This is a genomic window from Mycolicibacter sinensis (genome assembly GCF_001667375.1).
Taxonomy (GTDB): Bacteria; Actinomycetota; Actinomycetes; order Mycobacteriales; family Mycobacteriaceae; genus Mycobacterium; species Mycobacterium sinense_A.
The window spans coordinates 1-24,645 of sequence record NZ_LZIN01000001.1 but is presented as its reverse complement, the minus strand read 5'-3'; the positions used below and the strand labels follow the sequence as shown (position 1 = coordinate 24,645).

Genomic DNA, 24,645 nt, shown 5'->3' with positions numbered 1-24,645 from the left:
GTCAGCCCGGAACGGCGGACTGCATCGACGCCAGCGCGTCGGTGCTCAACTGGGCCAGCTCCTCGGCTTCTTCCGCGGTCAGGGCGGCCGCGAACAGCTCCGCCATACGCCGGTTGGTCGCCTGTTCGATCTGGTCGTAGCGGTCCTTCTTGCCGGTACCGTCGGCGAACGGCTCGGGCCAGCCGAACATCGCGGCGTATTGCGGCCCCTTGTTGAGCATGTGCGCCTCAATCGGCGAGATGCCAGAGATCACGAGCGCATTGAAATGCACGCCGGCCCGCAGCTCCCGCAGGACGAACATCACCTGCAGCGCCCGGGCTGCGGCATCGTCGGCCAGCGGCATCGCTCGCCAGCCGGCGAACAGCGGCAAACCCGCGATGGGCGTCGCGGCGATGACCTTCTCCCCCAGGTCGGCAATGCGAGCCAGCCCCTGGGCGCCGGAGAAGTACTTGCGTCCGAACTCGGCCGTCTGGGCCCAATATTGTTGGGCTGCACCGGCAGCGCCGCGCACCGCGACGCCCTCGTCCCACATCGCGCTCAGTCCGGTCGGTTCGAACACTGCGAACACCGCGCCGACGGTGGTGCCGGCGGCCTCGCCCAGCACGCCACCGCGCCCGGCAACGTAGCCGGCGAGTGGATTCTGATATCCGGCGGCGATGCTGTCCGCGAAGGTCTCCGGGTGCAGCATGAACACCGCGACGGCCTGCTCCATCGCCGATCCGGTGGCAGCGGCCGAGGTCTCCATATCGCTCACCTGGCTAGGCTGACACAAAATGAGCACAGTTGTCTTGCATACCGAGCTACCGCTTTCAGCGGAGCACGCCGCGGCGTTGGCACGCAAACCCGCATTGATGCAATTCGTGCTGGCACCGGTCGTGAAATTGCCCGCACTGGCTGCTCCTGACCGCATCGAGGTGGGAACCCGCGCGTCGGCGCGGCTGTGGTGGTTCGGTGTGATCCCGGCTTGGACCCACCACATCGAAATCACCGAACTCGACGACCTGATGATCTACACCAACGAGCACGGCGGTCCAGTGCGCACCTGGAACCACCGACTCACGTTCACCCCCATCGATGAGCATCGCTGCCGCTACACCGATGAGATCGAAATCGATGCCGGCATCAAAGGATTGGCCACTCGCCTGTTCATCCGGTTGATGTTCGCCCACCGACACCGCCGCTGGCGTGCGCTTGCTGCCATCCTCGCCTGACCTCCGACGGCACCGGGTAGAGGCGCTAGGGTGCTCTGGTCGGGACCAGCAAACAAACCGACAGAACGGTTGAGCACATTCATGACCGCAGCAGAAGCATCCCCCATGGAAGCCCGGGTCGGCCACTACTACCAGATGGACGGCACCTACCTGGTCGGCCGGGAGAAGGTCCGCGAGTACGCCCGAGCAGTGCAGGACTACCACCCGTCGCACTGGGACGTCGCCGCGGCCGCGGAGATGGGCTACCCGGACGTGGTCGCGCCGCTGACGTTCACCTCGACGCCGGGCATGAGCTGCAACCGCGAGATGTTCGAGTCGGTGGTCGTCGGCTACGACACCTACATGCAGACCGAAGAGGTCTTCGAGCAGCACCGCCCGATCGTCGCCGGCGACGAGCTCAAGATCGATGTCGAGCTGACGTCGGTGCGCCGGATCGCCGGCCGCGACCTGATCACCGTCACTAACACCTTCACCGACACCGCCGGCGAGCGGGTGCACACGCTGCACACCACCGTCGTCGGTGTCACCGCCGAGGACATCGGCCCGGACGTCAAGTCCGCCGTGCACAACGCGATGATGCACGACGTCAACATCCTCGGCATCGGTGAATCCGATGCCGCCTACGAGAAGACCGTGCGGCCCGGGGACGCGGCCCCGCTGTCCGAGGGCGGCCTTTCCCGCACCCCGGCGACGCCGTCCTTCGACGAGGTGAAGGTCGGCGACGTGCTGCCGGTGCGCCACACCCGGCTGTCCCGGGGCGACCTGGTGAACTACGCCGGCGTGGCCGGTGACGCCAACCCGATCCACTGGGATGAGGAGATCGCCAAGCTGGCCGGCCTGCCCGACGTCATCGCCCACGGCATGCTCACCATGGGCCTGGGCGCCGGTTTCGCCTCAGCTTGGACCGGTGACCCCGGGGCGGTCACCCGGTATGCGGTGCGACTGTCGGCGCCGGCGATCGTGTCGGCCAAAGAGGGCGCCGACATCGAGTTCAGCGGCAAGATCAAATCGCTGGATCCGGAGACCCGCACCGGTGTCATTTTGGTCGGCGCGAAGTCGGCGGAAAAGAAGATCTTCGGCCTGGCGACGTTGCACGTCCGGTTCCGCTAGCCAGCAGCCTGCGCGCGACGTCGGCCGCCAACTCGGCGGTATCGGCATCGGGGCCGCCGGCCGCGAGACTGCTACGTACCAAGGCCAGCGGCGCGTCGATGACTGCCAGCCGCACCCGGGCACGATCGCCCGCCGGGAACCGGGCCAGGAAGCCGTCGAGCGCTTCGGCCGCGCGCCGGTCCAGTGCGTCGGCCTCCGCCAGGACCGCGGCAGAGCAGTCGGCGCTGACGAGATCGGAGCGGCTGTAGCGAGCCAGCAGGGCGGCCGCTTCCTGGTGATCGGCGCTCCAGCGCAGCACGTGACGTGCGGCCGAAATGCCGGTCCCCACCGGATCGCCGTCGGCGGCGAGCACCGGCAGGAAGTCGTCCTGGAAGCGGCGCACCGGCGTCAGCCAGGCCTCGGCGAGTAGATCGCGCCGCGTCGGGAACCGGTGGTACACCGAGCCGCTGGGCGCCCCGACCGCCTGGGCGACCGCGGTCGCGGTGGCCGCCCCCGGCCCGCCCGCCAGGATCAGTGCTATGGCCGCGTCGACGAAGTCGCCTGCGGCGAACTTCTCTGGCATCGGCATGAAGTAGAGAGTACTCTCTAATCAATTAGCGAATCATCTCTAGATTGGAGTGTGGGATGCGAGTCGGCAATGTGCACAGCCGGGTGTTCAGCGCCGATAGCCTCGATCGGGTGGGTGCCGTGATAGACAGTCTCGCCGGCGACGACGATCGCCTGTGGCCCCGGGAGAACTGGCCGGCGATGCGGCTGGACCGGCCGTTGGCGGTCGGTGCGACGGGCGGGCACGGACCGATCCGCTATCACGTCAGCGAATACCAGCCGGCCCGGCGGGTTCGGTTCGCCTTCCGCAGGCCCGCCGGACTGGTCGGCTATCACGAGTGGGAAGCCCGGGCGGTGCCCGCCGGCTACGAGCTGCGCCACCGCCTGGTCGCAAACACCGTGGGCTGGACCCGGCTGAGCTGGCCGTTGATGTGGCGATGGCTGCATGACGCACTCGTCGAGGACGCCCTGGACAAGGCGGCGGCGAACCTGGGCTGCCGCGGGCCGCGCAGCTCGTGGTCGATGTATGTGCGGATGTTGCGACGTGCCGCGAGTCTGCGGGGCCGGCCGTGATCTTCGACAACTACACCGACCTCACCATCTGCGGCGGGCCGGTCCGGTGCTACCGCGGCGGCGATACCGGGTTGCCGCTGCTGCTGCTGCACGGGGCGATGCTCGACACCGCGCAGGGGGTATGGCGCCGGGTCGCGCCGGCGCTGGCGGCCGATTTCCGGGTGCACGTGATCGATCTGCCCCGCCATGGGGCCAGCAGGCCGTGGCACGGCGTGCTCGACGACGCCTTCTTCCGCCGCTTCCTCGCCGGACTGCTCGACACGCTGGAACTGCCACGGGCGGCGTTCATCGGACTGTCGCTGGGCGCCGGTATCGCCACCGGCTTCGCCCTGGCGCAGCCCGAGCGGGTGAGCGCCCTGGTCGCGGTCGGGCCCGGCGGACTCGATGCCAAGCGCCCGGCGCAGTTCTTGACCTGGCTGGCCATGCGCACACCCGGCCTGCTGCGCGCCGGCTCCTGGTACCTGGCCCGGTTTCCCGCCGCCATCCGCCAGTCCATGAGCGCCAATCTGGCTGCGGCACAGCGCACTCCGGATTTCGACGCCATCGTCGCCGCCGCGGTGGATGAGGCCCGTGCCAAGCACCGGCACGGCGAAAAGGCACTGGACGACTGGCAGATCCAGGCCTACGGCCCGACCTCGATGCGGCTCAATCTCCTGCCCGAGCTGCCGCGTCTGTCGACGCCGACGCTGTGGGTCCGCGGCGCCGACGATCCGCTGGTCGGTGCCGCCGAGCTGGCGAAAGCACATGCCGCCAGCCCTAATTCACAGCTGGCCACCATCGCCGGTGCCGGGCACATCGTCAGCTACGACCGGCCCGAGGAGTTCGTCCGCCTGGTGCGGGAGTTTCTCGAATCCGTCCCCTGACTCCGTCCACCAACAAAGAGCGGCTCTCGGCGCTGCCGTCCAGGCGGCGGGTGATCCGGGTGACGATCTGCCACTGTCCGGTTTCGGCGTCCCGCCGGAAGTGGAAGTAGTTGGCGCCGCCGCGTGCCACCTGATAGCCGGTGTCGCGTTTGACCAGCAGCGTCGACGCGCACACCGCGACCGCGTCCTCGCCGTGGACGGTGACCACGGCCGGGCCCAGGAAGTGCACACAGCCCCGGTTGATCAGCTCCTGATGTCCAGCCGAGCGCACCATCGCCGCGATGTCGTCGTGGCCCTGCATAAGCCAGTTCTCGACGTCGTACACCCCGTCGTCAGCCCACAGGGCGGCGGCGGCGTCGGCGTCGCCGGCATCCACCAGTGGGCCGTAGGAGGCGATCAGCCGCTCGATCGCGCGTTCGTCCTCGATCTCCTGCAGCCGGCGCTCGAGATCGGCCAGCCGTTGCTCATTCATGGGCGCTCCGTTCAGGCGAGGTCGGTGAGCTGCGCAAGGGCCGCCAGCTGCGCGCGGAAATGCGCCGAGGATCGTGCTGAGATCACGCAGCTGACATCCGTGGCTCCGGCTTCGGCCAGGCGGCCGATCTGCTCGGTGACCTGCTGCGGGGCGCCGAGCGGGTCCAGCGGCGGTGTCGCCAGCACGACGGTGAAATCGTCTGGAAGCTCCACGGAGTCCAGCAGTTTCGCGATCTCGGCCGGCGCGAGCCCGAACGGGGTCCAGCCGTCACCCAGTTCCGCGGCGCGCCGAAGGGACCGGCGCGTGCGTCCGCCCACCCAGATCGGCACCCGTGGTTGCAGCGCGCAAGGCTCCACGACCACCGCGTCATAGCGGTAGTAGGCGCCGTCATAGCTGGGCCGACTGTTCGACAAGGATGCACGCAGGGCCCGCATCGCGTCGTCGGCGCGGGCACCGCGATCCTCCCACTCGCAGCCGAGCAGGTCGAACTCCTCGCGCAGCGAACCGACACCCACGCCCAGGGTGAGCCGGCCGCCGCTGATCCGATCCAGGGTCCCGTAGCGCTTGGCGATTTCCAGGGGATGGTGATAGCCCAGCACCACCACCGACGTCACCAGCCTGATCCGCGAGGTCCGCGCGGCCAGAAACGCCAAGGTGGCCAACGGGTCCCAATAGGTCGCGCCGCGGACGGCGGCAACGTCGACCGGGACCGCGACGTGCTCGGAGCAGGTGAGATGGGCGAACCCCAATTCATCGGCGGTCGCGGCGATCGCGGCGACGTCGTCGATACCGCCGCCGGCCTCCCAGTCGGACGCCGTGCCGGGGACCTGGATGACCACCGGCGTGAACAGGCCGATGCGCATCAACGGGTCCGAGGGGCGTCGTACCGCACTGGCTTCATGCACTTTCCTTGCACCGCGTGGCCGAGGTAGCCTCGGGATAAACTAAAGTGAATTTTAGTTAAGGAGGCAGCTGTTGTCCAGCGGTGACGAACCGGCCTGGGGGCCGCAGTACGGGCCCTGGGCCGTGATCGCGGGAGGCTCGGAAGGCGTGGGTGCGGAGTTCGCCCGGTTGCTGGCCCGGGCGGGGATCAACCTGGTCCTGATCGCCCGCAAGCCGGAACCGCTGCGCGACACCGCTGATCGCTGCCGGGAACTCGGCGTGGACGTCCGCGAACTGGCCGTGGATCTGTCCCGGGCCGACAGCGTCGCGCAGATCATCGCGGCCACAACGGATCTCGAGATCGGGCTGCTGATCTACAACGCGGGCGCCAACACCCACAGCGCGGAGTTCCTCGACGGCGACCTGGCCGCATTCCACCAGGTGATCGACCTGAACGTGACCACGCCGCTGGCGCTGATCCATCACTTCGCCGGCTCGATGCGCGCTCGGCGCCGCGGCGGGGTACTGCTGATCGGCTCGCTCACCGGTTATCTGGGCTCGGCGCGGCACACCGTGTACGGCGGCGTGAAAGCGTTCACCCGGATCTATGCCGAGGGCCTGTGGCTGGAACTGCGTCAGTACAACGTGCACGTTCTCGAACTCGTGCTCGGCGTTACCAAGACCCCGGCCATGCAGCGGGTTGGGCTGAACTTCGACATTCCCGGGATGCGGGTGTCCGATCCCGCGGACGTTGCCCACGAAGGTCTCAGGCAACTCCCCCACGGCCCCGTGCACGTTGTCGCTGCCCACGCCGACAACCCGGCACTGCACGCCGGATCGGACCGGGCCGAAGCCGTCCTCGCCTCCCACCGGATGATGCAGAAGCTGTTGCGCGGCACGCCGTCAGCGGCGCGAGGCCGCGATGCCCCGGCCGCCGAGTGACCGCGAGCCGGCAACTCCCCGGACACCCGCGCAGCGTCAACGCTGCGAACGGATTCTTGCCACCGCTGCCCGGCTCGGTGCCCGCGACGGCTTGGAAGGTGTCCGGATGCAGGACGTGGCGGATCAATCGGCGGTATCGATCGCGACGGTCTACCGCTACTACCCGACGAAGCATCATCTGTTTTCGGCACTGCTGCTGCACTACACCCGCGCCGTCAAACCACCCGGGCCGCCCACGAGGCGCCCGGCCGCCGATGTCACCGAACTCATGGTCGGCGTCTGCCGCAGCATGCTGGCCCGGCCGCTGCTGGCCCGGGCGATGATTACCTCGGTCAACGCCCGGCGGGCGGAGTCCACCGCCGGCGGCGACTTCAACCTGCGCGGCACCATCGTGTCCGTTGCCGGGATCGCCGAGCCGACGGCTAAGGACACCCAGCTCGCACTGCTGGTCGAGCAGTGCGCTTACGGCATCCTGTCGTGGGCGGTGATGGGCGAGACCACACCCGCGCAGGCCGAGGCCGACATGCGCCGCGCGTGCGAACTGCTGTTGGCGCCCTGGCGTGGCACCCGACTGCCCGCTACCGGCACATAGCGCATTGCCACGCCGCGCACAGCGAGTTCTACGCTGACTCAACGGCGCGCCTCTCGCAGGCAGATTCACTCTGATGAATGCAGCCGATAGACAGCGCATTTCGATTTGCATTGCATCGACTCGGCGTCCGCTTGGGCTTCGCGTGCCGTTTCTCTGCGAAACATGCTTGTTTCCAGTCGATTTCCGCGCCGCGATTGCACCGGTACAACAGGAGCGCCACGCCGGTCGAGTTGACTCCGCCCACCGTTGCTGCCACTATGGCCGCGAACGCACCTCGTTAGGCGAGGCGTCTGTACGGATACAGGCCACTGACCTCCAACGTCGAGAGACGCCCAGGGTCAGGACAGCTCCTCCCGGCTTAAGGGTTGAGCCCAAGTGGCTTCCGGATTCTGGCCGGATACGCCGTGCAGTGCTGAAACTCTGACGAGAGGGGTGCCGGCCGGCTGTTCTGTGGGCCCGGCTCTCCCTGTGTGCATGCCGCGCCGGCATCCCCGTGTGCCCTGGCCGTCAGGAGGTGAGAGCGACATTGAGTCCGAGCGATAGTCCTTATCCGAGTTCGACGATCACTTCGTTCGAACCCGTTCGCGGCGCCGCTTTCACTTTCTGAATCGGTTGGCCCGTTCCGTATCCGCGCTGTCCGGCCACTGGCCTGAGCGCGTTTTCCGCGCACGAATTTCACGGCTCAGCAGTGTAATTCGCAATTCCTAAAGGAGTTTTGATGTCTTTTGTGTCCGCACTTCCCGACGAGCTGACCGCGACAGCGGCCGATCTGCGCGGTATCGGCGACGCCGTGGCCGCGCAGAGCATGGCTGCCGCCGGCCCGACGACCGGCGTGGTCCCGGCAGCTGCCGACGAGGTCTCTGCCCTGACCGCCGCTCAGTTCGCCCGACATGCACAGACGTACCAGGCGATCAGCAAGCGGGCCGCTGTGGTGCACGAAATGTTCGTGACCACGCTGCAGCGCAGCGCGCAGTCCTACGCCGCAACCGACGCTGCCAACGTCATCTCGATCTGGTGAAAGGTGTTCTGATGATGGATTACGGAGCCGTTCCCCCGGAAATCAATTCTGCACGCATGTACGCCGGGCCCGGTGCCGGGCCGATGCTGTCCGCCGCAGCAGCCTGGAACCTGCTGGCGGCGGAATTGCGTTCTGCAGCGGTATCTTTCGAATGGGCGGTAGCGAGTCTGGTCAGCCAGGGCTGGTGGGGTCCTTCGGCGTCGGCGATGACTACGGCCGCCGAGCCGTACATCAGCTGGATGAGCATCACCGCCGAACAGGCAGAGCAGACCGCGGCGCAGGCCTACGCCGCCGCCGATGCCTACGCGTCGGCCTACGCCATGACGGTGCCGCCGCCGGCTGTCGCGGACAATCGGGTGATGTTGGCGGCATTGGTCAAGACGAACGCCCTGGGGCAGAACACCCCGGCGATCGCGGCGAACGAAGCGCGCTACGCGCAGATGTGGGCGCAGGACGCCGTCGCGATGTACAGCTACGCCGCCGCTTCGGCGACCGCCACCCAACTGGTTCCGTTCGCGGTCGCGCCGGAGACCACCAGTCCGGAAGAGCAGGGCAGCTCGGGCGGCCTGCCGGCCGACACCGGTGCGCACTCCCAGGTGCCCGGCGCATTGCGCAGCATGGCGTCGCCGGCGGAGGGGACAAGGCCGACGGACCCAGACTGGCATTGGACGAAGTTCTTCGACGGCCTCTTCGACGGAACCTGGGGCCACGACGACGGCTCGGGCTTGAACATCAATGCGCAGCTGTGGAACACGATCGCCGCAACCGGGATCTTCGACCCGGGCGGGAACCTCGAGGGCTTTGCAGGTCTGGCCACGCTCGGGTTTTTGGCCCGCGGCTTGGACGGCGGCACGGCCGCCCTTACCGGTGGCGGGCTCAGCTCCGCGCCCGGTGTGACACTGGCGTCGACCGAGACCGCCGGCCGTGCTGCCGGAGCTGCGGTCGGCGGCGCCGGCGCCCCGGTGTCGGCCGGAATGGGCAGGGCGACCCTGGTCGGATCCTTGTCCACGCCTCCGAATTGGGCGACCGCCGTCCCGACGGCTGCGCCGGCGGCCGGAGCGGGCAGTGGCTGGACGGCCGCCCCGGAGAGCAGGTCGATGACCGCCATGCCGCCACCGATGCATGGTGGCGGGCGCAGCGGTGGCTCCGGCTTCGGGCTGCCACGCTATGGCGTCAAACCCACCGTCATGCCACGTCCGGTCGTGGTCGGGTAGCTACATCGGTGCGGGCTGGCGTGCGCAGCGGGAGCGTAATGGCGGCCTCGGTCACTACGGCCTGCGCGGCATCGCCAGCGCCGTTCCGAGAATCCAGGCGAACAACAACCCCGGCATCCCGGTGATCGAAAAACCCTCCAGCGACAGCGGTCCGTCGTCGACGATGAACGCCAGCAGGAGCAGCGGATGCACCACGGCGGCGGCCAGCGCAAGGTGGGCGGTGTAGCGCGGCAGCACCTGGTGGGTATACACCGCGACGGCGAATGCTCCCAGGGCCACCACGGTGGGCATGCCCGACATGGCCAGCAGCCCAAAGGCCAGGTCGTAGAGCAGTCCAGCTATCTCCGGGCTGTGGTTCTGCCGATAGAGCAGCAGATCGAACGCGGTGAAGCCGCTCAGCAGCAGGGTCACGCAGGCGACGAAACCGGCGGCGAAACACAGCGGCAGCATCGATCGCACCGGAAGGCGGTCCCGCAGATACGTCCACACCGCTGCGCCGAAGACCAGCCAGATCGTCACGCCGACCGTATTGAGCAGCATCGTCGCGACCAGCCGGTCGTGGTGAACCACGGTCCACTGCGCCACGTCGGTGGCCAGCGTTTGGGTGCCCGGGAACGACCAGATCGGATACACCACCAGCGTGAGCGCGGGAACGACGAATCCGAGCGTGCCGGACCAGCGCGCCACCCGCGCTGCGTCCCATGACTTGTCACTCAACGGACCAGATCCCACTGGCCGAAGTCGTGCGCCAGGACGTCGTCCACGTCGACGTGGATCTCGTCGATCATGAAGCCCGGGTCGATTGCGGTGACGACTTCGCGCTGGAAGAGCACGGCCGCCGGTTCGCGATCACCGCCCGACCACGCCTTGGTCTGCCATGCCCACCGGTGACCCGGGCTGGTCGAGTGCCCGATGACACCGTCGGCGATCGCCCACCCGAGCTGGCGGGCGCCGCCGTAGATTCCGGTGCGCGCCGCGCCCAGCACCGAGTTGATGCCGCGGAACCACTGCACGGCTTGGCTTTTCCACGTCTTGGCGTCGATGTCTTCGTCGACGCTGAAGAAGATCGGCGCTGAGTCGGGGCCTCCGGCGGCGTTGTGCAGCCGTAGCGCGGTGCGGGCGTCGGCCACTCCCCCATCGAAGCCGCGGGTGAAGTCCGACGGGGAGTTCGCCCATCCGGGCTTGCCGTACTGGTAGCAGCTGACGACCTGCAGGCCGGCGGCACGCAGCCGGTCTGCATAGTCGCGGGTGACCGGCTTGAAATCGAAAGTGGCGCCAGGCCGCAGCTCTGAAACATAGACCAGGGCCCCGGCGAAGCCGGCCGCTTTGATCTGCTCGGGCTGAACCAGCCGGTCGGCGAAGTCGATGAGCTGCACACCTTCGGCCGCCGCTGTCGGGGTGCCGATCATTGCCCCGAGGGCACCGGGGATGGCCAGGGCCGGCGCGAGCACCGCGGAGTACCGCAGGACCTTGCGCCGGGAAACCGCTCGCCTCACAGGGGAAGGGTAGCCGTCGTCAGCGATCTTGTCCGGCGTGGCCCGAGCGCATCAGGGCGTTGCCGGGACGCAAGAACCCGGGCTGCTGCAATCGGCGGACCGCCCGCACCACGCCCGAGGGGATCACCCGCTTGAAGAAGACGCCGGCGTCGAAGGCTCCGCGCACCTCGCTGACGTAGGAGCGCGGCAGGCCGAACCTGATCAAGCCCTGGCTCACGTCGACCAGGTCGGCCCGGCGAACCGCCTCGACCAGCGGCGCGTACGGGCGAGAGGAGCCGTATCCGGCCAGCCGATGATGCTGGGCGATGATGAGCGCCAACTCGTTCGACCACGCCTCGCGGCCGGTCTCGCGTAGCCAGGCGTCCTGCGCCTCGATTGAGGGCACCAGGTAGTCGATCGTGTCGAATGCGGCCAGGTCGTGAAAAGCCGCGGCGATCGCTAGCTTCTCGTCGCGCTCGGGACTCTGCGGTGTCAGCGCGCGGGCGAAATTGAAGATCCGGTAGACGTGGGCTTTGTAGGCGTCCCAACCGATGTCGTCACCGTGGGCCCGGTGGCGGTGGGATTCGAGAATCTCCTCGGCCAGCGGCACATTGCGGATGATCTGCGGCACAGTCACGACCCCACACTAATGCCGTTGGAGCATTTCTTACCGGGCCTCCTTGATCACCGATTCGCCGAATTGCTCGATCGCCTCGATCGCGCCGGTGAGGCTGTCGCCGGGAACGGCGACCTGTACCCAGGTGACCCCCACATCGGTGAGACGACCCAGGCCGTCCAGATAGGCGCTCGCGTCGAAGTCGTCGTAGCCCAGGCGGCCCCCGGCCAGATTGGAGAAGCAGATGTCGATGGTGGACCAATCCCGGTTCGCCTGATCGCAGCGCCGCCGCAGATCCTCGATTCCCGCGGCCAGGGCGTCGAGGGAATCCATGGCGGCAGTCCGGGCGGTGCCGGCCAGGCCCGCCGGCGCCGCGAACGGCGCCCATCCGTCACCGCGGGTGGCGGCCCGTTGCCGGGCCCTGCCGGTGTTGCCGCCGATCCAGATCGGCGGGCAACTGCTCGGACGCGGGTGCGCGGTGATCCCCCGGGCAGAAAAGTGCCTGCCCTCAAATGACACGTCGTCCCCGGTCCAGATGGCTCGGATGACGTCCAGGCTCTCCTCGACCAGTGCGGTGCGCTCATCGAAATCCACACCCAGCGCCGCGAATTCGCCCTTGAGGTAGCCCACGCCGACGGCCAGGGTGAACCTGCCGCCGGACAACAGTTCCAGTGTGGCCCCGGACTTCGCCACCACGAACGGGTTCCGGTAGGGAAGCACGACGACGTTCGGGATGAATCGCAGCGTTCGGGTGTGCGCCGCCGCGAATCCCATGGCCACGAACGGGTCCAGGCTGTCGTGGCCGCCGGCGTCGAGCCAGCGCTGCGTCGGCGCCGGGTGGTCGGTGAAGCCCATGGCGTCGAAACCGGCGGCTTCGGCGGCCTTCGCCACCGCGGTCACCCCGTGCGGAGACACCAGTTCCGGGTTGCAGGGATGCGTGATGATCGGGTAGGTGAACGCGAACCGCATACGGGTCCTTTCGGCTCTGAACGGTACCTAGCCGGTGGGCGGCGGCCCGAGGATGTAGTCGCCGCTGTCCGGATGGTGATACCAGCCGCCCGCGGCATGTGTGCCGCCGTCGACGTGCAGTGTCTGGCCGGTCACATACGAACTGAGCTCGCCGGCCAGAAACACCGCGGCGCCGGCCATCTCGTCGACATGGCCGGTCCGGCCCATCGGGATCATGTGGTCGGCGTTGGCCAGCATCTCGGCCGAGCCGACACGCACGATCCCTTCGGTGAGCGTGAGGTCTGGGGCCAGGCAGTTGACTCGGATGCCGTGCGGCGCCAACTCCAGCGCCGCGGTTTTGGTGAAGTTGACTACGCCCGCTTTCGCGGCCGCGTAGGCCGCGTAACCGGGTGCGGCGCGGGCGCCCTCGATGCTGGCGATGTTGATGATGCTGCCCGGCGCGCCGTGTTGCACCAGGGCCTGCGCGATGCGCTGCGTGCAGAGCAGGACCTGGGTCAGATTAGAGCGGATCAGGGTGTCCCACCCCTTTGGCGCGGTTTCCAGCAACGGTGAGGCGAACGTCCCGCCGGCGTTGTTGACCAGAACCGTGGGCAGCCCCACCTCGGCGACGGTGCTGGCCAACGCCGCGTCGACCTGGTCGGGATCGCGGACATCGATCGCACAGGACAGACCTCCGACCGCGGCGGCCGTACTCTCCGCGGCCTGCGGGTCGCGCTCCCAGATCACTACGCGGGCACCGAATTCCGCGAAGGACTCGGCGATGCCGCGGCCGATCCCGTTGCCGCCTCCGGTGATGACGGCTACCCGACCGTCCAAGGCCGGCGCGTCTTTGCGCAGTACCACCAGCCACCTCCGGGCAGTGTCGAGGCGGTCAGAGGCTGATGTAGACCGACTTGGTGTTGAAGTAGGCCTCCAGGCCCTTGCGGCCGCGCTCGCCGCCCCAACCGGATTGCTTGTGCCCGCAGATCGGCATGGAGGGGTCGGCGGCCAGGGCGGAGTTCACCCAGATCTGGCCGCCGCGAAGCTGGTTCGCGACGCGGTGGGCGCGACTGAGGTTCTCGGTCCAGATGGCGCCGGCCAGCCCGTACTCGGTGTCGTTGGCGGCGGCGATCGCCTCGTCCTCGTCGTCGAAGGGGATCACCGATCCGACCGGGCCGAAGATCTCCTCGCGGATCAGCCGCATGTCGGGCGTGGTGTTGGTGATGATCGTCGCCTCGTAGAAGTAGCCGCGCCGATCCATCGGCTTGCCGCCGGTGATCACCTGCGCGCCAGCGGCCACCCCGTCGTTGACGATGCCTGCCACCCGTTGGCGCTGCTTCTCACTGATCAGCGGGCCCAGCACCGAATTGGGGTCGTCGCTGCCGCCCATCGGCAGCATCTGGGCGAAGTTGGCCAGGCCCTCGACGACCTTGTCGTAGATGCCGCGCTGGACGTAGATCCGCGAAGTGCAGGAACAGTTTTGGCCTGAGCCGGCCAGCAGCCCCATGCCGGCCATCATGATGGCCTTGTCGAGATTGGCGTCGTCGAACATGATCAGCGGCGACTTGCCGCCGAGTTCCAGCGTGAGGCGCTTGAGGTTGCCGGCAGCCGCCTTGACGATCAGCCGGCCCACCTCGGTGGACCCGGTGAACGAGATCTTGTCGACTCCCGCGTGGGCGGTCAGTGCCGCACCGGTGGTCTCGCCGTATCCGGTCACCACGTTCAGCACGCCGTCGGGCAGGCCGGCCTCGCGGAAGATCTCTTCGAGCTTCAACGCGGTCAGCGGGGTCTCCTCGGCGGGCTTGAGCACACAGCTGCAGCCCGCCGCCAGCGCCGGCGCCACCTTGAGCATCGCGACGAAGAACGGCCCGTTCCACGGGATGATCAGACCGACCACTCCGACCGGCTCGAGCTGGGTGAAGGTGTGGTACTCCTCGAAGTGCCCGAGCAACCCGTCGGAGACCAGGTTGGATGACTCGCCGTGGATTTTGCCGACCCAACCGGCGTAGTAGGTCAGCATCTCCTGGGAGACCTTGATGATCTGGCTGGCCCCCATCGCGGTCATCCCGTTGTCGCGGGACTCGATCTCGGCGAGTTCGGCGGTGCGCTCTTTGATGATTTCGGCGGCGCGGAACATGACCTCGGCGCGGCGCGCGGCGGGCAGCTTGCGCCACACCCCTGATTCGAAGCTTTCCCGTGCCCGGGCCACCGCCGCGTCGACGGCGGCCTGGTCGGAATCGGGGACCTCGGCGATCTGCTCCTCGGTTGACGGGTTGAAGACCGGGATGATAGTGCTGGTCACTGGCTTTCGTCCTTTCCTAATTCGGGTATGCGGTAGCCGTCGCGGGTCAGCATCCGGATCGGATCCGTCCCGTCCCAGCTTTCGCAGGTGCGGGCGATCGTGGCGAGGTGGGCCTGGAAGCTGGGCTTTTCTTCGACGATCTCGGTGAAGAACCCGAATTCGGCAACGGTGTCAAGGAACGCCACGCGTTGTCCGGAATCGCCGAATTCGCAGGCAAGTTCGTAGTGCTGGTCGAGGTAGTGGGCGAGCTTGGCGTCGTAGTCGCGGGTCAGGGTGGACACCTGGTGGAACCCGAACGGGTTGCGGCCCTGGCGCGATGCCATCTCGGCGAACACCGAAGCGCCCCGGCTGTGGTCGCGGATCAGTTCGATCTGTACCGGCCCGGCCTGGGCGACGCCGATCTGGATATCAACGTCGGCATCGGTGCCACGATAGCGGCAGGCGCTCCGGATGCGGGGCATGATGTGAAACGGGCCGACGCCGAAGACCTGTACCCATCGGGATGCGGCGCTGAACAGATCGGCCACCACGAATCCCAGTTGGAACAATCGGAATTCCCCGTCGGGCCAACGGTGTTCGAACAGCGGACGGGCGGCGACGGTCACGTTGCGCGCCCGGTCATCGGCCGGACCAGGACTTCCTGGGCGGTGCTGGCCACGTGCCGGCCCGCGGCGTCGACGATGGTTCCGTGCACCAGGGCGCGATGCCCGCCGACGGCGACCGTCTGTTGGGTGTAGGAATGCCACTGGTCGAATTGCACCGGACGGTGCAGCCAGAGCGTGTGGTCGAGGGTCAGCCCCCGGTGGGTGCCGTAGCTGACCGGGTGCGGGTGCGAGCGCAAGGCCATATCCACCAGCAGATAGTCGCTGGCGTAGCCGAGCAACGCCGCATGCTCCGCGGGGCCGCCGGTGACCTTGCGCGGCAGCCGCATCCAGTGGACGCGCTGCCCGGGTGTCTGTGCGCCGCCGAGGAAGATCGGCGCTTCGCCGATGCGCATCTCCAGTGGAGGCGGCGTGTCGATCCAGGTACTTCCCGGGGCGGCCAGCCCTGCGGGGGCACGCTGCGCCCAATGCTGCAGCAACGGCAGCGATTCCGGGGTGGCCGGCGGCTCCACTGCGGTGAGGACATCGGCGCCCTCCGGATTGTCGAAGGACACCGTCGCCGTCACCAGGGCCTTGCCGTCTTGCTCGACCACGACGTGGCGCACCGACATCGAGCGCCCGTCGCGGGTGCGCTCGACAATGATGTCCAGCGGTGCGCTCGAGTCACCGGGCCGCAGGAACGACGCGTGAATCGAATGCGGGGTGAGGTCGGTGACGGTGGCCGCAGCCGCGGACGTCGCCTGGGCGACTAGTTGTCCGCCGAAGATCCGGCCGAACCGGGCGGCCTCACTGACCGCGCGGAAGCGGCCGTCGCCGACCGGTTCCAGCGTGAGCACCTGTTGCAGCTCATCGAGGGCGCGCAGGGTGCCCAGTTCCAGCGGGCTGCCCGACCCGCGGAGGGGACCGCCGAATTCGGCGTGGGCGGTGGCCTCAGGCGGCGACGACATGGGCCTCCTCGACGGATCGCCGACCCGGGAACCGGCGGCGTCACCTGAGTTAAGTCAACCGCTTGACTTATGTCAAGGGCTTCCGGCGGACATCCGGTCTCAGGTGGAGGCCGGCGTTTCCGCCGAGAACAGCCGTACCACGCTGATGACCACCACTAGGCCCATCATGAACCAGGTCATCTCCGCACACGTCTCGTAGATGTCGGCCAGTGCCACCGATTTGCCCTGGATTGTGGTCGTGGCGTCGCCGACCCGTAGCAGCCCGAGGTTCACCTGCAGGCCCAATCCGAACCAGATGACGGCTGGCATCAACAGAGCCGATCGGGTGGCGGCGGTGGGTTCGCGCCGCCACCGCCGTTCGACCAAGGCGAAGGCCTGGAACAGCACCCATCCCGTGATCAACCAACCGACGTAGTTGCTCAACGGGACGCCGAGCGCCCCACTCGGTGAGCGGTAGGCGTACAAGTGCAGCACGTACGAACCCAACGGATCGATCACCAGGTCGTAGCCGCCGACGACAAGGGCGGCGACGACAGGTGTCGCAACCACCGACAGGCGTCGACTCCGGCACTCCCCCACGATCACCCGGGCCAGAACCCAAGCCACCCAGCCCAGAATCACCCAGGCCGCTACGACTGTGAACGGCACGCCGAGAGCGCGGGGCCCTGCCCCGTAGTGGGTGTAGAAGCCGAAGGGGAAGCCCGTCGCGATACTGCACGCCTCGAGGCCGAACGCCACCGTCCCGGCGATCGCGACGTAGGCGATGGCTCCGGCGGGTCGGTAGAGCATCAGGGTATGGAGCAGCACGAACGCCAGCAACGCGGCGCCCGAGATGGCTTGGGCGGCAGCGGCCGTCGATGACCCGGCACTCCATGCGTTCGTTACCGTCGCGACGAACCAGATCGCGACGACACCCCAACCGGCGGTCACCAGGCCGGTTCCCGATGCACGCGAGGCCCGCAACAATGCGCTGCTCACCGGTGTCGACATCGTCGTATCGTAGCGGCGGACGACGCGCTGTCCGGGCAGTTTCGGCGCGGACAACGCCATTAACACCAGCCACATTGTTAACATCGGGGCGTGTCTGACTCGCCGCGGACTTCCGACCGCCGGAACCACGTTCCCCGACGTGACGTGCTGCGCTACGCCTCCGCTGCGGCGCTGGCCGGGGTGGGCGCGGCAGCCGCGGCCTCCGGCACGCCCACGGCCTCGGCCGCCGCGCCCACGCTGATCGACTACGCCATGCGCCAGATTCCCGCGCAGGACATCCGCGCCGCCGGCCATGCCGGGGTGATCAACTACGTGTCGACGTCACGTCCCGGATCGAACTTCGGCGCCAAACCCATCACCCGCCCCTACGCCGAGTCCTTGACCGCTGCGGGACTGGTGATCGTCAGCAACTACCAGTACGGCAAGCCGGGCGGGACGGCGCCGTCGGACTTCACCCGCGGTTACGCCGGCGGCGTCGCCGACGCGCAGACCGCCTGGAATCTGCACACCGCGGCCGGCGGCGGGCGCAGCGCCCCGATCTTCTTCAGCGTCGACGACGACATCAACCGTGATACCTGGAACAACGTTGCGCTGCAGTGGTTTCGCGGTATCAATTCGGTGCTCGGGGTGCAGCGCACCGGTGTCTACGGCGGTGTCAACGTCTGCCAGTGGGCCGCCGCCGACGGGGTGATCGGCAACTCGCGCACCCCCGGACACCGCTGGGCCTGGCAGACCCGATCCTGGTCACGCGGCCAGATATTTCCCGGGGCGGTACTTTTCCAGCGCATCGTGAGCACCGCGTCGACACCGGGCCCGATCGTCGGTGGAATCGAGGTCGACGTCAACGACGTGCTGGCCCAGGACTGCGGGCAGTGGAACCTGCACCCGTGAGGTAATGCCGCGCGGAGCTACGGCGTGGCACTCCGATCGCGACGCGTGGCGCCCCACAGCCCCACGCCGATGCCGACAACCGCTCCCCCGAGGCCGATGATCTGCTGGCCGCGCTTGAGATCGGCATGCACGCTCATACCGCCGAGCAGGTCGGCCGCATCGGCGCCACCGGATGCCAGAAACCAACCGCGGGTGTCTCGGCCGCGCACCGCCGCGGTCAGGAGCAGCCCTCCGATCAGGGCGTCGCGGTACCCCATGGAACGAAGCAGCAGCCGCGCGGACGGGCCCGGATCGTCCGGCTCTCCCCACCACCGGTTCGCCCGAAGCGGGTCGACGAGGAAGGACAGGCCCGAGGCCAGCCGAATGGCGCCCGCGACAACCGCGGCGCGGTCTTTGATCATGCACCGCAGCCTAGGTCCGGTCGCCGGCGCCCGGAGCTACTTCCAGGCGAACACCGGCTGTTCCAACTCGTCGACGCGGTCGGATCGGCCCTCCAGGCACAGCCACCGCAACTGCAGTAGCACGGCACCGGTCGGCGCGTGGATGAGATCGTTGCCCAACGGGATCTGCACGACCGGGCGTGGGCTCTCCGGAATGTCGATGAAGCGCGGCGAATCGTCGCGCTGCAGTTGGTGCAGCCCCACTCGGTAGGCCGCCACCACCTCATCGGGCGCGGGCCGGGGCTCCAGGCGTCCACCGCCCCAGATCACCACCGGCGTGATGACGTATCCCGACCGGGTCGGGTAGTCGTCGAGCAGGCCCAGCACGGCCAAGTCCGGCAGCCTGATGCCGAGCTCCTCGTCCAGCTCGCGCAGCGCGGCATCGACCGCGGTCTCGCCAGGATCGAGCCGGCCGCCGGGCAGCGCCCATTGGGCGGCGTGCGAATTGAGCCGAGACGCCCTGCGGCACAGGAAGAATGCCGCACCGCCGGAGACGTCGATCATGCGGCCATCGAGACCGGCTTCCGGCATGGGCCGTCCGGCGATCCAGTCGTCCACCGGCGCCGGATCAACCCGGTCCTCGCCGATGTCGGAGTCCACGATCACTACCGCGACGGCCGCGTGCCGTTTGGTCGGGTCGGTCACGGCCCGGCGGTCGTGCCCGCCCAGATGGGTCCGGATCTGCTCCTGCAGCGCCTGGTCGTAGCTGATCGTCACCGTTTGACCATAGGCAGCGCGGCCGGGCCACGCCCACCGACTACGTACTTTCAAGGGCGCGCGGGACAACGTTGACGCGCCATTGTCAATCCGGATCGCATCAGCTCAGCGGCGCCGACCGACCGTCACGCCGCACGGACCGAGGAGATGACCATGAGCTTGGACAACGCCTTACAACCCGGTACGCCCGCCCCAGAATTGGTCCCGTCGCGCTACGCAGTACAGGTCGGCGAGATCGAGGTGCTGGTGATCAGCGACGGGGTGTTACCGATCACCGCGGCGACCATGGCCACGAACGTCGACTCCGCGGACCTGACGCGCTGGCTGGACGCCATGTTCCTGCCGCCGGAGGTGATCAACTGGCCGCTGAACGTGGTCGTGGTGCGCACCGGCGGCCGAACCATCCTCGTCGACGCCGGCCTGGGCGTGGAGTTTCCGGACTTCCCGCGGGCGGGGCAGACCGTCCAGCGACTGGAGGCCGCCGGCATCGATCCCTCGGCGGTGACCGACGTGGTGCTGACCCACCTGCACATGGACCACGTGGGCGGGTTGCTCACCGACGGGCTGAAGGCACGGCTGCGCCCGAACCTGCGGATTCATCTGGCGGCCGCCGAGGCGGAGTTCTGGGAGGCGCCGGACTTCTCCGGTACCCAGATGCCGGCGCCGGTGCCCGGTGCGCTCCGGTCGATCGCGACGCGGTTCTTGGACGAATACCGCGACCGGCTGCGTCCGTTCGAGACGGAGTACGAGGTCGCGCCGGGGGTGCTGGTCTGCCGCACCGGCGGCCACACACCCGGGCACAGCGTGGTCCGCCTGGCCTCGGGCGGCGACCGCCTGACCTTCGCCGGCGACGCCGTCTTCCAGGTCGGGTTCGAGAATCCGGAATGGCACAACGGGTTCGAACACGACCCCGAGGAGGCAGCTCGGGTCCGGATTCGTCTTCTGCAGGAGTTGGCGTCGACCGGCGAGTCGCTGGTGGCCACCCACCTGCCGTTCCCGTCGGTATGCCGGGTGGCCGTCGCCGGCAACGCCTTCCGCTGCGTACCGGCGGTCTGGGATTACTGAGCGGTGGGCGGCTAGATCAGGCCCCGATTGACAAAAACAGTGCCAGGGTAAGCAGCACGACGCACGCGACGCACGTAGTGACTCCCAAGGTCGCTGACGCCATAGGTCGGTTCCTATCTGTGATGAGTCGGTTGGTCGACGGCCGATCTGCGCAGTTCGCGCGGGTGACGGCCTGCCGGATCGTGACCAAGCTAGCCGTACGGCTTGGTGGACGTCAACAAAGGTCAGCACCGAGGCCGCTCGAGTTGCGTTCAGGCGTAGAGCGGGAGAGGGAGACGAGTGAGGACCGAATACGCCTCCTTCTCTCCACACCCGCGTCGCCGCGGCTGGCAGGTAGCGGAGATGCGTTTCCCGGCCGGTAAGCGGGTATAGGGAACCCCGTACGGCACCGGGGCCGGCGGACGGAGGATTCAGTGCTGTGGTCAAGATGACGCCATTGCGGCGCCGACGTTCCGGGCTTCGCCAGATCACCCAAGGCCTCGGCGAGCTCGACGCCGAGGTGTTCAAGGCGATCGCGCACTCGCCCAGCCGACTGCTCGACACCACCATGCCGCCGCTGACCCGCGCCGCTGATTACTCCAAACTGTGGCTGGCCCTCGCGGCGGTGATGGCCGCGACCGGGCGCGCGTCCGCCCAGCGCGCCGCCGCGCGCGGGGTGGTCAGCCTGGCGCTCACCAGCCTGGTGACCAACCAGGTGGTCAAACGAATCCGGCCCCGGGCGCGCCCGGACATCTTGCAGGTACCCCTGCTGCGCCGGGCGCGCCGGCTGCCGCTGTCGAACTCGTTGCCGTCGGGGCACTCCGCCAGCGCGGCGGCGTTCGCCACCGGGGTGGGGTTGGAGAGCCCGCTGCTGGGTCTTCCGATCGCCGGGCTGGCCGGTCTAGTCGGCCTTTCCCGAATCGCCACCGGCGCCCACTATCCCGGCGATGTGCTCGCCGGGCTGGGCATCGGTGCATCCATCGCGGTGGTCGGGGCGAAGCTGGTGCCGCCGATCCCATCACCGCCCCCGCAACACGTCGATGCACTGCGGGTCGCCTGCCTGCCGCGCCCCGACGGCGCCGGTGTGACCCTGGTGGTCAACCCCCGCTCCGGCGGCGGGCGCGCCGGCGAGGTCGCCGAGCAGGTGCGCACAGCGCTACCGGCCGTCACCGTCGTCGAACTCGGCCCCGACGACGACGTGGCCGAAGCGGTCCGCCGGGCGGCCGATTCCGCCGAGGTGCTGGCGATCGCCGGCGGCGACGGGTCGGTGGCCGCGGCCGCCGGCGTCGCGGTGGAGCGCGATCTGCCGCTGGCGGTGTTTCCCGGCGGCACCTTGAACCACTTCGCCAAGGACATCGGCTGCGACACCACCGCGAAAACCGTCCGGGCCATCGCCGAGGGCAGCTTGTCCCGAGTGGACGTGGTCCAGTTCAACGACGAGACGACGGTGGTCAACACCGCCAGCGTCGGCGCCTACCCGGCGTTCGTTCGCCGTCGTGAACGGTTGCAGCACAAAGTCGGCAAGCCGGTGGCCAGCGTCTATGCGATGTTGATGACGCTGCGTCGCGAACAACCGGTGCGCATCACCTACGACGACAAGACGCTGCAGACGTCGCTGTTCTTCCTCGGCAACTCCGCCTATCTGCCGGTCGGCTTCGCGCCGGCCGTACGGAACCGGATGGACGACGGGCTGCTGGACGTGCGGATCCTGGAAACCGGGCGGCCGTGGTCCACGCTTCGAATCCTGGTCGCCCTGCTGACCGGACGGCTGCAGCGCAGTCGGCTCTACCACGAGCTGCAGGTCCCGCAGTTCCGGTTCACCGCACCCGACGGCCCGGTGCCCCTCGCCCGCGACGGAGAGGTCGACAGCCCTTGCGCGGAGGCCGAATTCACCGTGCGCTATCGCGCCTTGCAGGTGTTCCGGCCGATGCCGCCGGAGCGGCGGTGACAGCCGTCGACGTCGGAGTGGTCGGGGGCGGGATCGTCGGCCTGAGCACCGCGTACGCCCTGACCGAGCTGGGCGCCACGGTGCGTGTGTATGAAAGCGGCGTGCCGGGTGACGGGCAGTCCGGCGGCGAATCCCGGATCTTTCGGCACGCCCACGACGACGCGCGGCTGGTAGCACTGGCGCGGGCCAGTCGGGCGATCTGGGCGGAGTGGGCCTCGCGGGCCGGCACCGAGCTGGTTTCGACCGACGGCGCGGTCGCGATCGGCCTCGCCGTGAACAAGCGCTGGCGGTGCTGGACGAGGTGGGCGGGGTGCCGGTGGGATACCGGCACTGCTGGGTCACCCGGGTGCCGTGGAGCGACGACGGTTTCGCGGCCTGGCAGCGCGACGGCTTGGTGTTCCTCGCCGGCCACAACCTGTTCAAGCAGGCTCCGGCGATCGGGCGGGCGGTGGCGCGGCTGGCGGTGGGTGAGCAGCCCGAGGTGGACGTGGCGCCCGAATGCCGGCTGGGCGCTGGTTCCTGATTACCTCGGAGGCCGCAACAGCTTCATGGCGGCCCGCAGCACCGGTGCGGGGATGCGGTCCTGCATCGCCAGCGCGCCGGCGGCCGCGCGGGTGCGCAGTGGTGCGCCGCGCCCGAACATCCGGTTCAACGGTCCGCCGGACGGCTCGATCTCGACGTGCAGCGGCGGAGTGCCGACCGCGGCGCCGAGCGCTTGGGCGATCACCATCCGCTGAATCTCGCTGGTGCCTTCGAAGATGGTGTACAGCTTGGCATCTCGGTACCATTTCTCCACCGGATGGTCGGTGATGTAGCCCCAGCCGCCCAGCGTCTGGATGGCGCGCTCGGTGACGCGCACCGCCGTTTCACTGGCGGCCAGCTTGGCCATCGATCCCTCGCCGTGGTTGAAGCTGATCCCGTTGGCCGCCATCCAGGACGCCCGCCAGGTCAGCAGCCGTGCGGCGTCGATCGCGGTGGCCAGCTCGGCCAGCGGAAATGCGATGCCCTGGTTGTCGATGATGGGGCCGCCGAAGGCCTCTCGGCGGGTGGCGTAGTCGGTTGCGTATTCCAGTGCGGCGCGGGCGATGCCGATCGCCTGGGCGGCGACCATCGGGCGGGTCTGCTCGAAGGTGCCCAGCGTGGCCGAGCCGGAATGTTTTGCGCCCGCCACTATTTCGCGGGCCTTGGCGAGCTTGCGCTCCAGTTTGTCCTGTCCGCCAAGCAGGTTCTCCGCCGGGATGCGGACACCGTCGAAGCGCAGTTCGGCGGTGTGGGACGCTCGGCAGCCCAGCTTGTCGAGCTTGCGCACCAGCTCCAGTCCGGGGGTGCCGCCGGGCACAATGAACAGCGCCTGGCCGCGATGACCCAGGTCCGGGTCGACGACCGCGTTGACGACGTGCACGTTGGCGATGCCGCCGTTGCCGATCCACATCTTGTGGCCGTCGATGATCCAGTCGTCACCGTCGCGGCGGGCGGTGGTGCGCAGGTTGCGGACGTCGCTGCCGCCTTCGGGCTCGGAGATCGCCAGGGCCGCGAGTTTGAGATCGCCTGGGGTGCCGAAGCATTCCGGTGCCCACTGCAGCATCTGTTCGCCGGTGGCGGCCTGTCCGATCGCCGAGAGCGCTAGCGCGGGCATCACGATCGCCAAACCGATTCCGGCACAGCCCCAGAACAGCTCTTCCATGAACATCGGCAACGACAAGCCCGTCGAGTCGCCGATCAGGTCGCGGTAGAACAGCGGGCTGTAGAAGCCTTGGACGGCGGCCTCCTCGAGCACCGGCCATGGGAATTCCTGGCGCTGGTCGTAGTCGAGTGCGACCGGCCGGATGACCGATTCGGCGAATTGGTGGGTGCGGCGGGCGAGGTCGTGCTGCGCCGCCGTCGGCGTGAGGTCGAAGCCCATGGACCGGCCCCCTGCCGTGATCGCGGCCGGCGTCGGGGTCGCCGGCCCGAACACCTGGGATTGCCGGTTCTCCGCCGGGTCAAACGCCTCGCAGGCGAGAGCTCGACCCGGATCGGGTCAGACCTCCGGCGGGAACCAGTAGTCGAGCGTGTCTTCCACCCCGCCCCAGTCGATGCCCATCCATTCGGTGAAGAAGCCCTCGATGTTGCCGAAGGCGTTGTAAATGAAGGCCACAATCGAATTGAACAGGGCGTCCAACCCGGCGCTGTCGAGCAACCCGTTACCGAACGCGTTGAGCCAGGCGCTGAACTGGTCGATGTCGCCGGAGATGTCGATGTTGGTGAGCATGCCGTCGGTGGTTGCGGTGTGGTCGGCAACCTGTTCGGGGGTCAGCCCCAG

28 protein-coding genes, 2 pseudogenes and 1 riboswitch are annotated in these 24,645 nt (G+C 68.5%); of the genes and pseudogenes, 13 read left to right on the top strand and 17 right to left on the bottom strand.

The window, feature by feature from the left end; all coding sequences use genetic code 11:
* Nucleotide 1: 1 nt before the first annotated feature.
* Nucleotides 2-745: an SCO6745 family protein gene (locus A5771_RS00150; protein WP_064853178.1), complete on the bottom strand. Its 744-nt coding sequence runs from the start codon at nucleotides 743-745 to the stop codon at nucleotides 2-4.
* Nucleotides 746-773: 28 nt separating this feature from the next.
* Here A5771_RS00150 and A5771_RS00145 point away from each other — a divergent pair, with 28 nt between their 5' ends.
* Both A5771_RS00145 and A5771_RS00140 read left to right on the top strand, forming a co-directional pair.
* Nucleotides 774-1,211, top strand: a complete 438-nt coding sequence (locus A5771_RS00145) for a hypothetical protein (protein WP_064853177.1) — start codon at nucleotides 774-776, stop codon at nucleotides 1,209-1,211.
* Nucleotides 1,212-1,292: 81 nt separating this feature from the next.
* Nucleotides 1,293-2,321, top strand: a complete 1,029-nt coding sequence (locus tag A5771_RS00140; protein WP_064853176.1) for a fused (3R)-hydroxyacyl-ACP dehydratase subunits HadA/HadB — start codon at nucleotides 1,293-1,295, stop codon at nucleotides 2,319-2,321.
* On the opposite strand, the gene A5771_RS00135 is transcribed toward A5771_RS00140, so the two are convergent.
* Nucleotides 2,248-2,889, bottom strand: coding sequence for a TetR/AcrR family transcriptional regulator (locus tag A5771_RS00135; protein WP_064853175.1), 642 nt, complete (start codon nucleotides 2,887-2,889; stop codon nucleotides 2,248-2,250). The two genes, A5771_RS00140 and A5771_RS00135, sit on opposite strands and share 74 nt — an antisense overlap.
* 110 nt (nucleotides 2,890-2,999) lie before the next feature.
* On the opposite strand from A5771_RS00135, the gene A5771_RS00130 reads away from it, so the two are divergent.
* Together A5771_RS00130 and A5771_RS00125 are read left to right on the top strand one after the other, a co-directional pair.
* Nucleotides 3,000-3,440: an SRPBCC family protein gene (locus tag A5771_RS00130; RefSeq protein ID WP_234782873.1), complete on the top strand. Its 441-nt coding sequence runs from the start codon at nucleotides 3,000-3,002 to the stop codon at nucleotides 3,438-3,440.
* Complete coding sequence (locus A5771_RS00125) at nucleotides 3,437-4,303, top strand: alpha/beta fold hydrolase (RefSeq protein WP_064853173.1); 867 nt, start codon at nucleotides 3,437-3,439, stop codon at nucleotides 4,301-4,303. The genes A5771_RS00130 and A5771_RS00125 overlap by 4 nt, the downstream gene beginning before the upstream one ends.
* Here A5771_RS00125 and A5771_RS00120 read toward each other — a convergent pair.
* Together A5771_RS00120 and A5771_RS00115 are read right to left on the bottom strand one after the other, a co-directional pair.
* The gene (locus A5771_RS00120; protein WP_064853172.1) at nucleotides 4,239-4,775 is read right to left on the bottom strand and encodes a nuclear transport factor 2 family protein; all 537 of its coding nucleotides are present in this window, start codon (nucleotides 4,773-4,775) and stop codon (nucleotides 4,239-4,241) included. The genes A5771_RS00125 and A5771_RS00120 overlap by 65 nt on opposite strands.
* Nucleotides 4,776-4,786: 11 nt before the next feature.
* Nucleotides 4,787-5,638, bottom strand: coding sequence for an LLM class F420-dependent oxidoreductase (locus A5771_RS00115; protein ID WP_064853171.1), 852 nt, complete (start codon nucleotides 5,636-5,638; stop codon nucleotides 4,787-4,789).
* 112 nt (nucleotides 5,639-5,750) lie between these two features.
* On the opposite strand from A5771_RS00115, the gene A5771_RS00110 reads away from it, so the two are divergent.
* The 4 genes from A5771_RS00110 to A5771_RS00095 all read left to right on the top strand — a co-directional run bounded on the left by A5771_RS00110 (nucleotide 5,751) and on the right by A5771_RS00095 (nucleotide 9,423).
* Complete coding sequence (locus A5771_RS00110; protein ID WP_064853170.1) at nucleotides 5,751-6,599, top strand: SDR family NAD(P)-dependent oxidoreductase; 849 nt, start codon at nucleotides 5,751-5,753, stop codon at nucleotides 6,597-6,599.
* A complete protein-coding gene (locus A5771_RS00105; RefSeq protein WP_064853169.1) occupies nucleotides 6,580-7,191 on the top strand; it encodes a TetR family transcriptional regulator in 612 nt (203 codons plus the stop codon). The genes A5771_RS00110 and A5771_RS00105 overlap by 20 nt, the downstream gene beginning before the upstream one ends.
* 266 nt (nucleotides 7,192-7,457) lie before the next feature.
* Nucleotides 7,458-7,630, top strand: a riboswitch (M-box (ykoK) riboswitch).
* A 279-nt stretch (nucleotides 7,631-7,909) separates the two neighbouring features.
* On the top strand, nucleotides 7,910-8,209 hold the full coding sequence (locus tag A5771_RS00100) for a PE family protein (protein WP_064853168.1): 300 nt from the start codon (nucleotides 7,910-7,912) through the stop codon (nucleotides 8,207-8,209).
* Nucleotides 8,210-8,220: 11 nt separating this feature from the next.
* A complete protein-coding gene (locus tag A5771_RS00095; RefSeq protein WP_234782871.1) occupies nucleotides 8,221-9,423 on the top strand; it encodes a PPE family protein in 1,203 nt (400 codons plus the stop codon).
* Nucleotides 9,424-9,477: 54 nt separating this feature from the next.
* Here the strand turns inward: A5771_RS00095 and A5771_RS00090 are convergent, their stop codons facing one another.
* The 9 genes from A5771_RS00090 to A5771_RS00050 form a co-directional block, all read right to left on the bottom strand.
* A complete protein-coding gene (locus A5771_RS00090; protein WP_234782870.1) occupies nucleotides 9,478-10,140 on the bottom strand; it encodes a hypothetical protein in 663 nt (220 codons plus the stop codon).
* The gene (locus A5771_RS00085; RefSeq protein ID WP_082946968.1) at nucleotides 10,137-10,874 is read right to left on the bottom strand and encodes a DUF1906 domain-containing protein; all 738 of its coding nucleotides are present in this window, start codon (nucleotides 10,872-10,874) and stop codon (nucleotides 10,137-10,139) included. The genes A5771_RS00090 and A5771_RS00085 overlap by 4 nt, the downstream gene beginning before the upstream one ends.
* 64 nt (nucleotides 10,875-10,938) lie before the next feature.
* Nucleotides 10,939-11,535 (bottom strand): hypothetical protein, encoded by a 597-nt coding sequence (locus tag A5771_RS00080; protein WP_064853165.1) that lies wholly within the window; start codon nucleotides 11,533-11,535, stop codon nucleotides 10,939-10,941.
* 30 nt (nucleotides 11,536-11,565) lie between these two features.
* Nucleotides 11,566-12,483 (bottom strand): LLM class F420-dependent oxidoreductase, encoded by a 918-nt coding sequence (locus A5771_RS00075; RefSeq protein ID WP_064853164.1) that lies wholly within the window; start codon nucleotides 12,481-12,483, stop codon nucleotides 11,566-11,568.
* A gap of 27 nt (nucleotides 12,484-12,510) precedes the next feature.
* Entirely contained in the window at nucleotides 12,511-13,326 is an 816-nt protein-coding gene (locus tag A5771_RS00070) for an SDR family NAD(P)-dependent oxidoreductase (RefSeq protein WP_064853163.1), read from the bottom strand.
* Between the two features lie 28 nt (nucleotides 13,327-13,354).
* Complete coding sequence (locus tag A5771_RS00065) at nucleotides 13,355-14,764, bottom strand: aldehyde dehydrogenase family protein (protein WP_064853162.1); 1,410 nt, start codon at nucleotides 14,762-14,764, stop codon at nucleotides 13,355-13,357.
* On the bottom strand, nucleotides 14,761-15,369 hold the full coding sequence (locus A5771_RS00060; RefSeq protein WP_064853161.1) for a VOC family protein: 609 nt from the start codon (nucleotides 15,367-15,369) through the stop codon (nucleotides 14,761-14,763). Before A5771_RS00060 ends, A5771_RS00065 begins: the two co-directional genes overlap by 4 nt.
* Nucleotides 15,366-16,313, bottom strand: a complete 948-nt coding sequence (locus A5771_RS00055) for an acyl-CoA thioesterase (RefSeq protein ID WP_064853160.1) — start codon at nucleotides 16,311-16,313, stop codon at nucleotides 15,366-15,368. The genes A5771_RS00060 and A5771_RS00055 overlap by 4 nt, the downstream gene beginning before the upstream one ends.
* A 99-nt stretch (nucleotides 16,314-16,412) precedes the next feature.
* Nucleotides 16,413-17,303, bottom strand: a complete 891-nt coding sequence (locus A5771_RS00050) for a carotenoid biosynthesis protein (protein ID WP_165606169.1) — start codon at nucleotides 17,301-17,303, stop codon at nucleotides 16,413-16,415.
* A 90-nt stretch (nucleotides 17,304-17,393) separates the two neighbouring features.
* On the opposite strand from A5771_RS00050, the gene A5771_RS00045 reads away from it, so the two are divergent.
* Entirely contained in the window at nucleotides 17,394-18,194 is an 801-nt protein-coding gene (locus A5771_RS00045) for a DUF1906 domain-containing protein (protein WP_064853158.1), read from the top strand.
* A gap of 17 nt (nucleotides 18,195-18,211) precedes the next feature.
* Here the strand turns inward: A5771_RS00045 and A5771_RS00040 are convergent, their stop codons facing one another.
* On the bottom strand, nucleotides 18,212-18,595 hold the full coding sequence (locus tag A5771_RS00040) for a DUF4267 domain-containing protein (protein WP_064853157.1): 384 nt from the start codon (nucleotides 18,593-18,595) through the stop codon (nucleotides 18,212-18,214).
* Nucleotides 18,596-18,631: 36 nt separating this feature from the next.
* On the bottom strand, nucleotides 18,632-19,351 hold the full coding sequence (locus A5771_RS00035) for an NUDIX hydrolase (protein ID WP_064853156.1): 720 nt from the start codon (nucleotides 19,349-19,351) through the stop codon (nucleotides 18,632-18,634).
* 153 nt (nucleotides 19,352-19,504) lie between these two features.
* Here A5771_RS00035 and A5771_RS00030 point away from each other — a divergent pair, with 153 nt between their 5' ends.
* The 4 genes and pseudogenes from A5771_RS00030 to A5771_RS23635 all read left to right on the top strand — a co-directional run bounded on the left by A5771_RS00030 (nucleotide 19,505) and on the right by A5771_RS23635 (nucleotide 22,866).
* Nucleotides 19,505-20,416: an MBL fold metallo-hydrolase gene (locus A5771_RS00030; protein ID WP_064853197.1), complete on the top strand. Its 912-nt coding sequence runs from the start codon at nucleotides 19,505-19,507 to the stop codon at nucleotides 20,414-20,416.
* 427 nt (nucleotides 20,417-20,843) lie between these two features.
* Nucleotides 20,844-22,343 carry a bifunctional phosphatase PAP2/diacylglycerol kinase family protein gene (locus tag A5771_RS00025; RefSeq protein WP_064853196.1) on the top strand — a complete coding sequence of 500 codons (1,500 nt, stop codon included), beginning with the start codon at nucleotides 20,844-20,846 and terminating at the stop codon, nucleotides 22,341-22,343.
* A pseudogene (locus A5771_RS23640) lies at nucleotides 22,340-22,519 on the top strand (FAD-dependent oxidoreductase); the annotation flags it as partial. The gene A5771_RS00025 and the pseudogene A5771_RS23640, both read left to right, overlap by 4 nt.
* 113 nt (nucleotides 22,520-22,632) lie before the next feature.
* Nucleotides 22,633-22,866, top strand: coding sequence for a hypothetical protein (locus tag A5771_RS23635; RefSeq protein ID WP_064853154.1), 234 nt, complete (start codon nucleotides 22,633-22,635; stop codon nucleotides 22,864-22,866).
* Here the strand turns inward: A5771_RS23635 and A5771_RS00010 are convergent, their stop codons facing one another.
* Nucleotides 22,867-24,246: an acyl-CoA dehydrogenase family protein gene (locus A5771_RS00010; RefSeq protein WP_064853195.1), complete on the bottom strand. Its 1,380-nt coding sequence runs from the start codon at nucleotides 24,244-24,246 to the stop codon at nucleotides 22,867-22,869.
* 117 nt (nucleotides 24,247-24,363) lie between these two features.
* Nucleotides 24,364-24,645, bottom strand: a pseudogene (locus A5771_RS00005) (PE-PPE domain-containing protein); the annotation flags it as partial.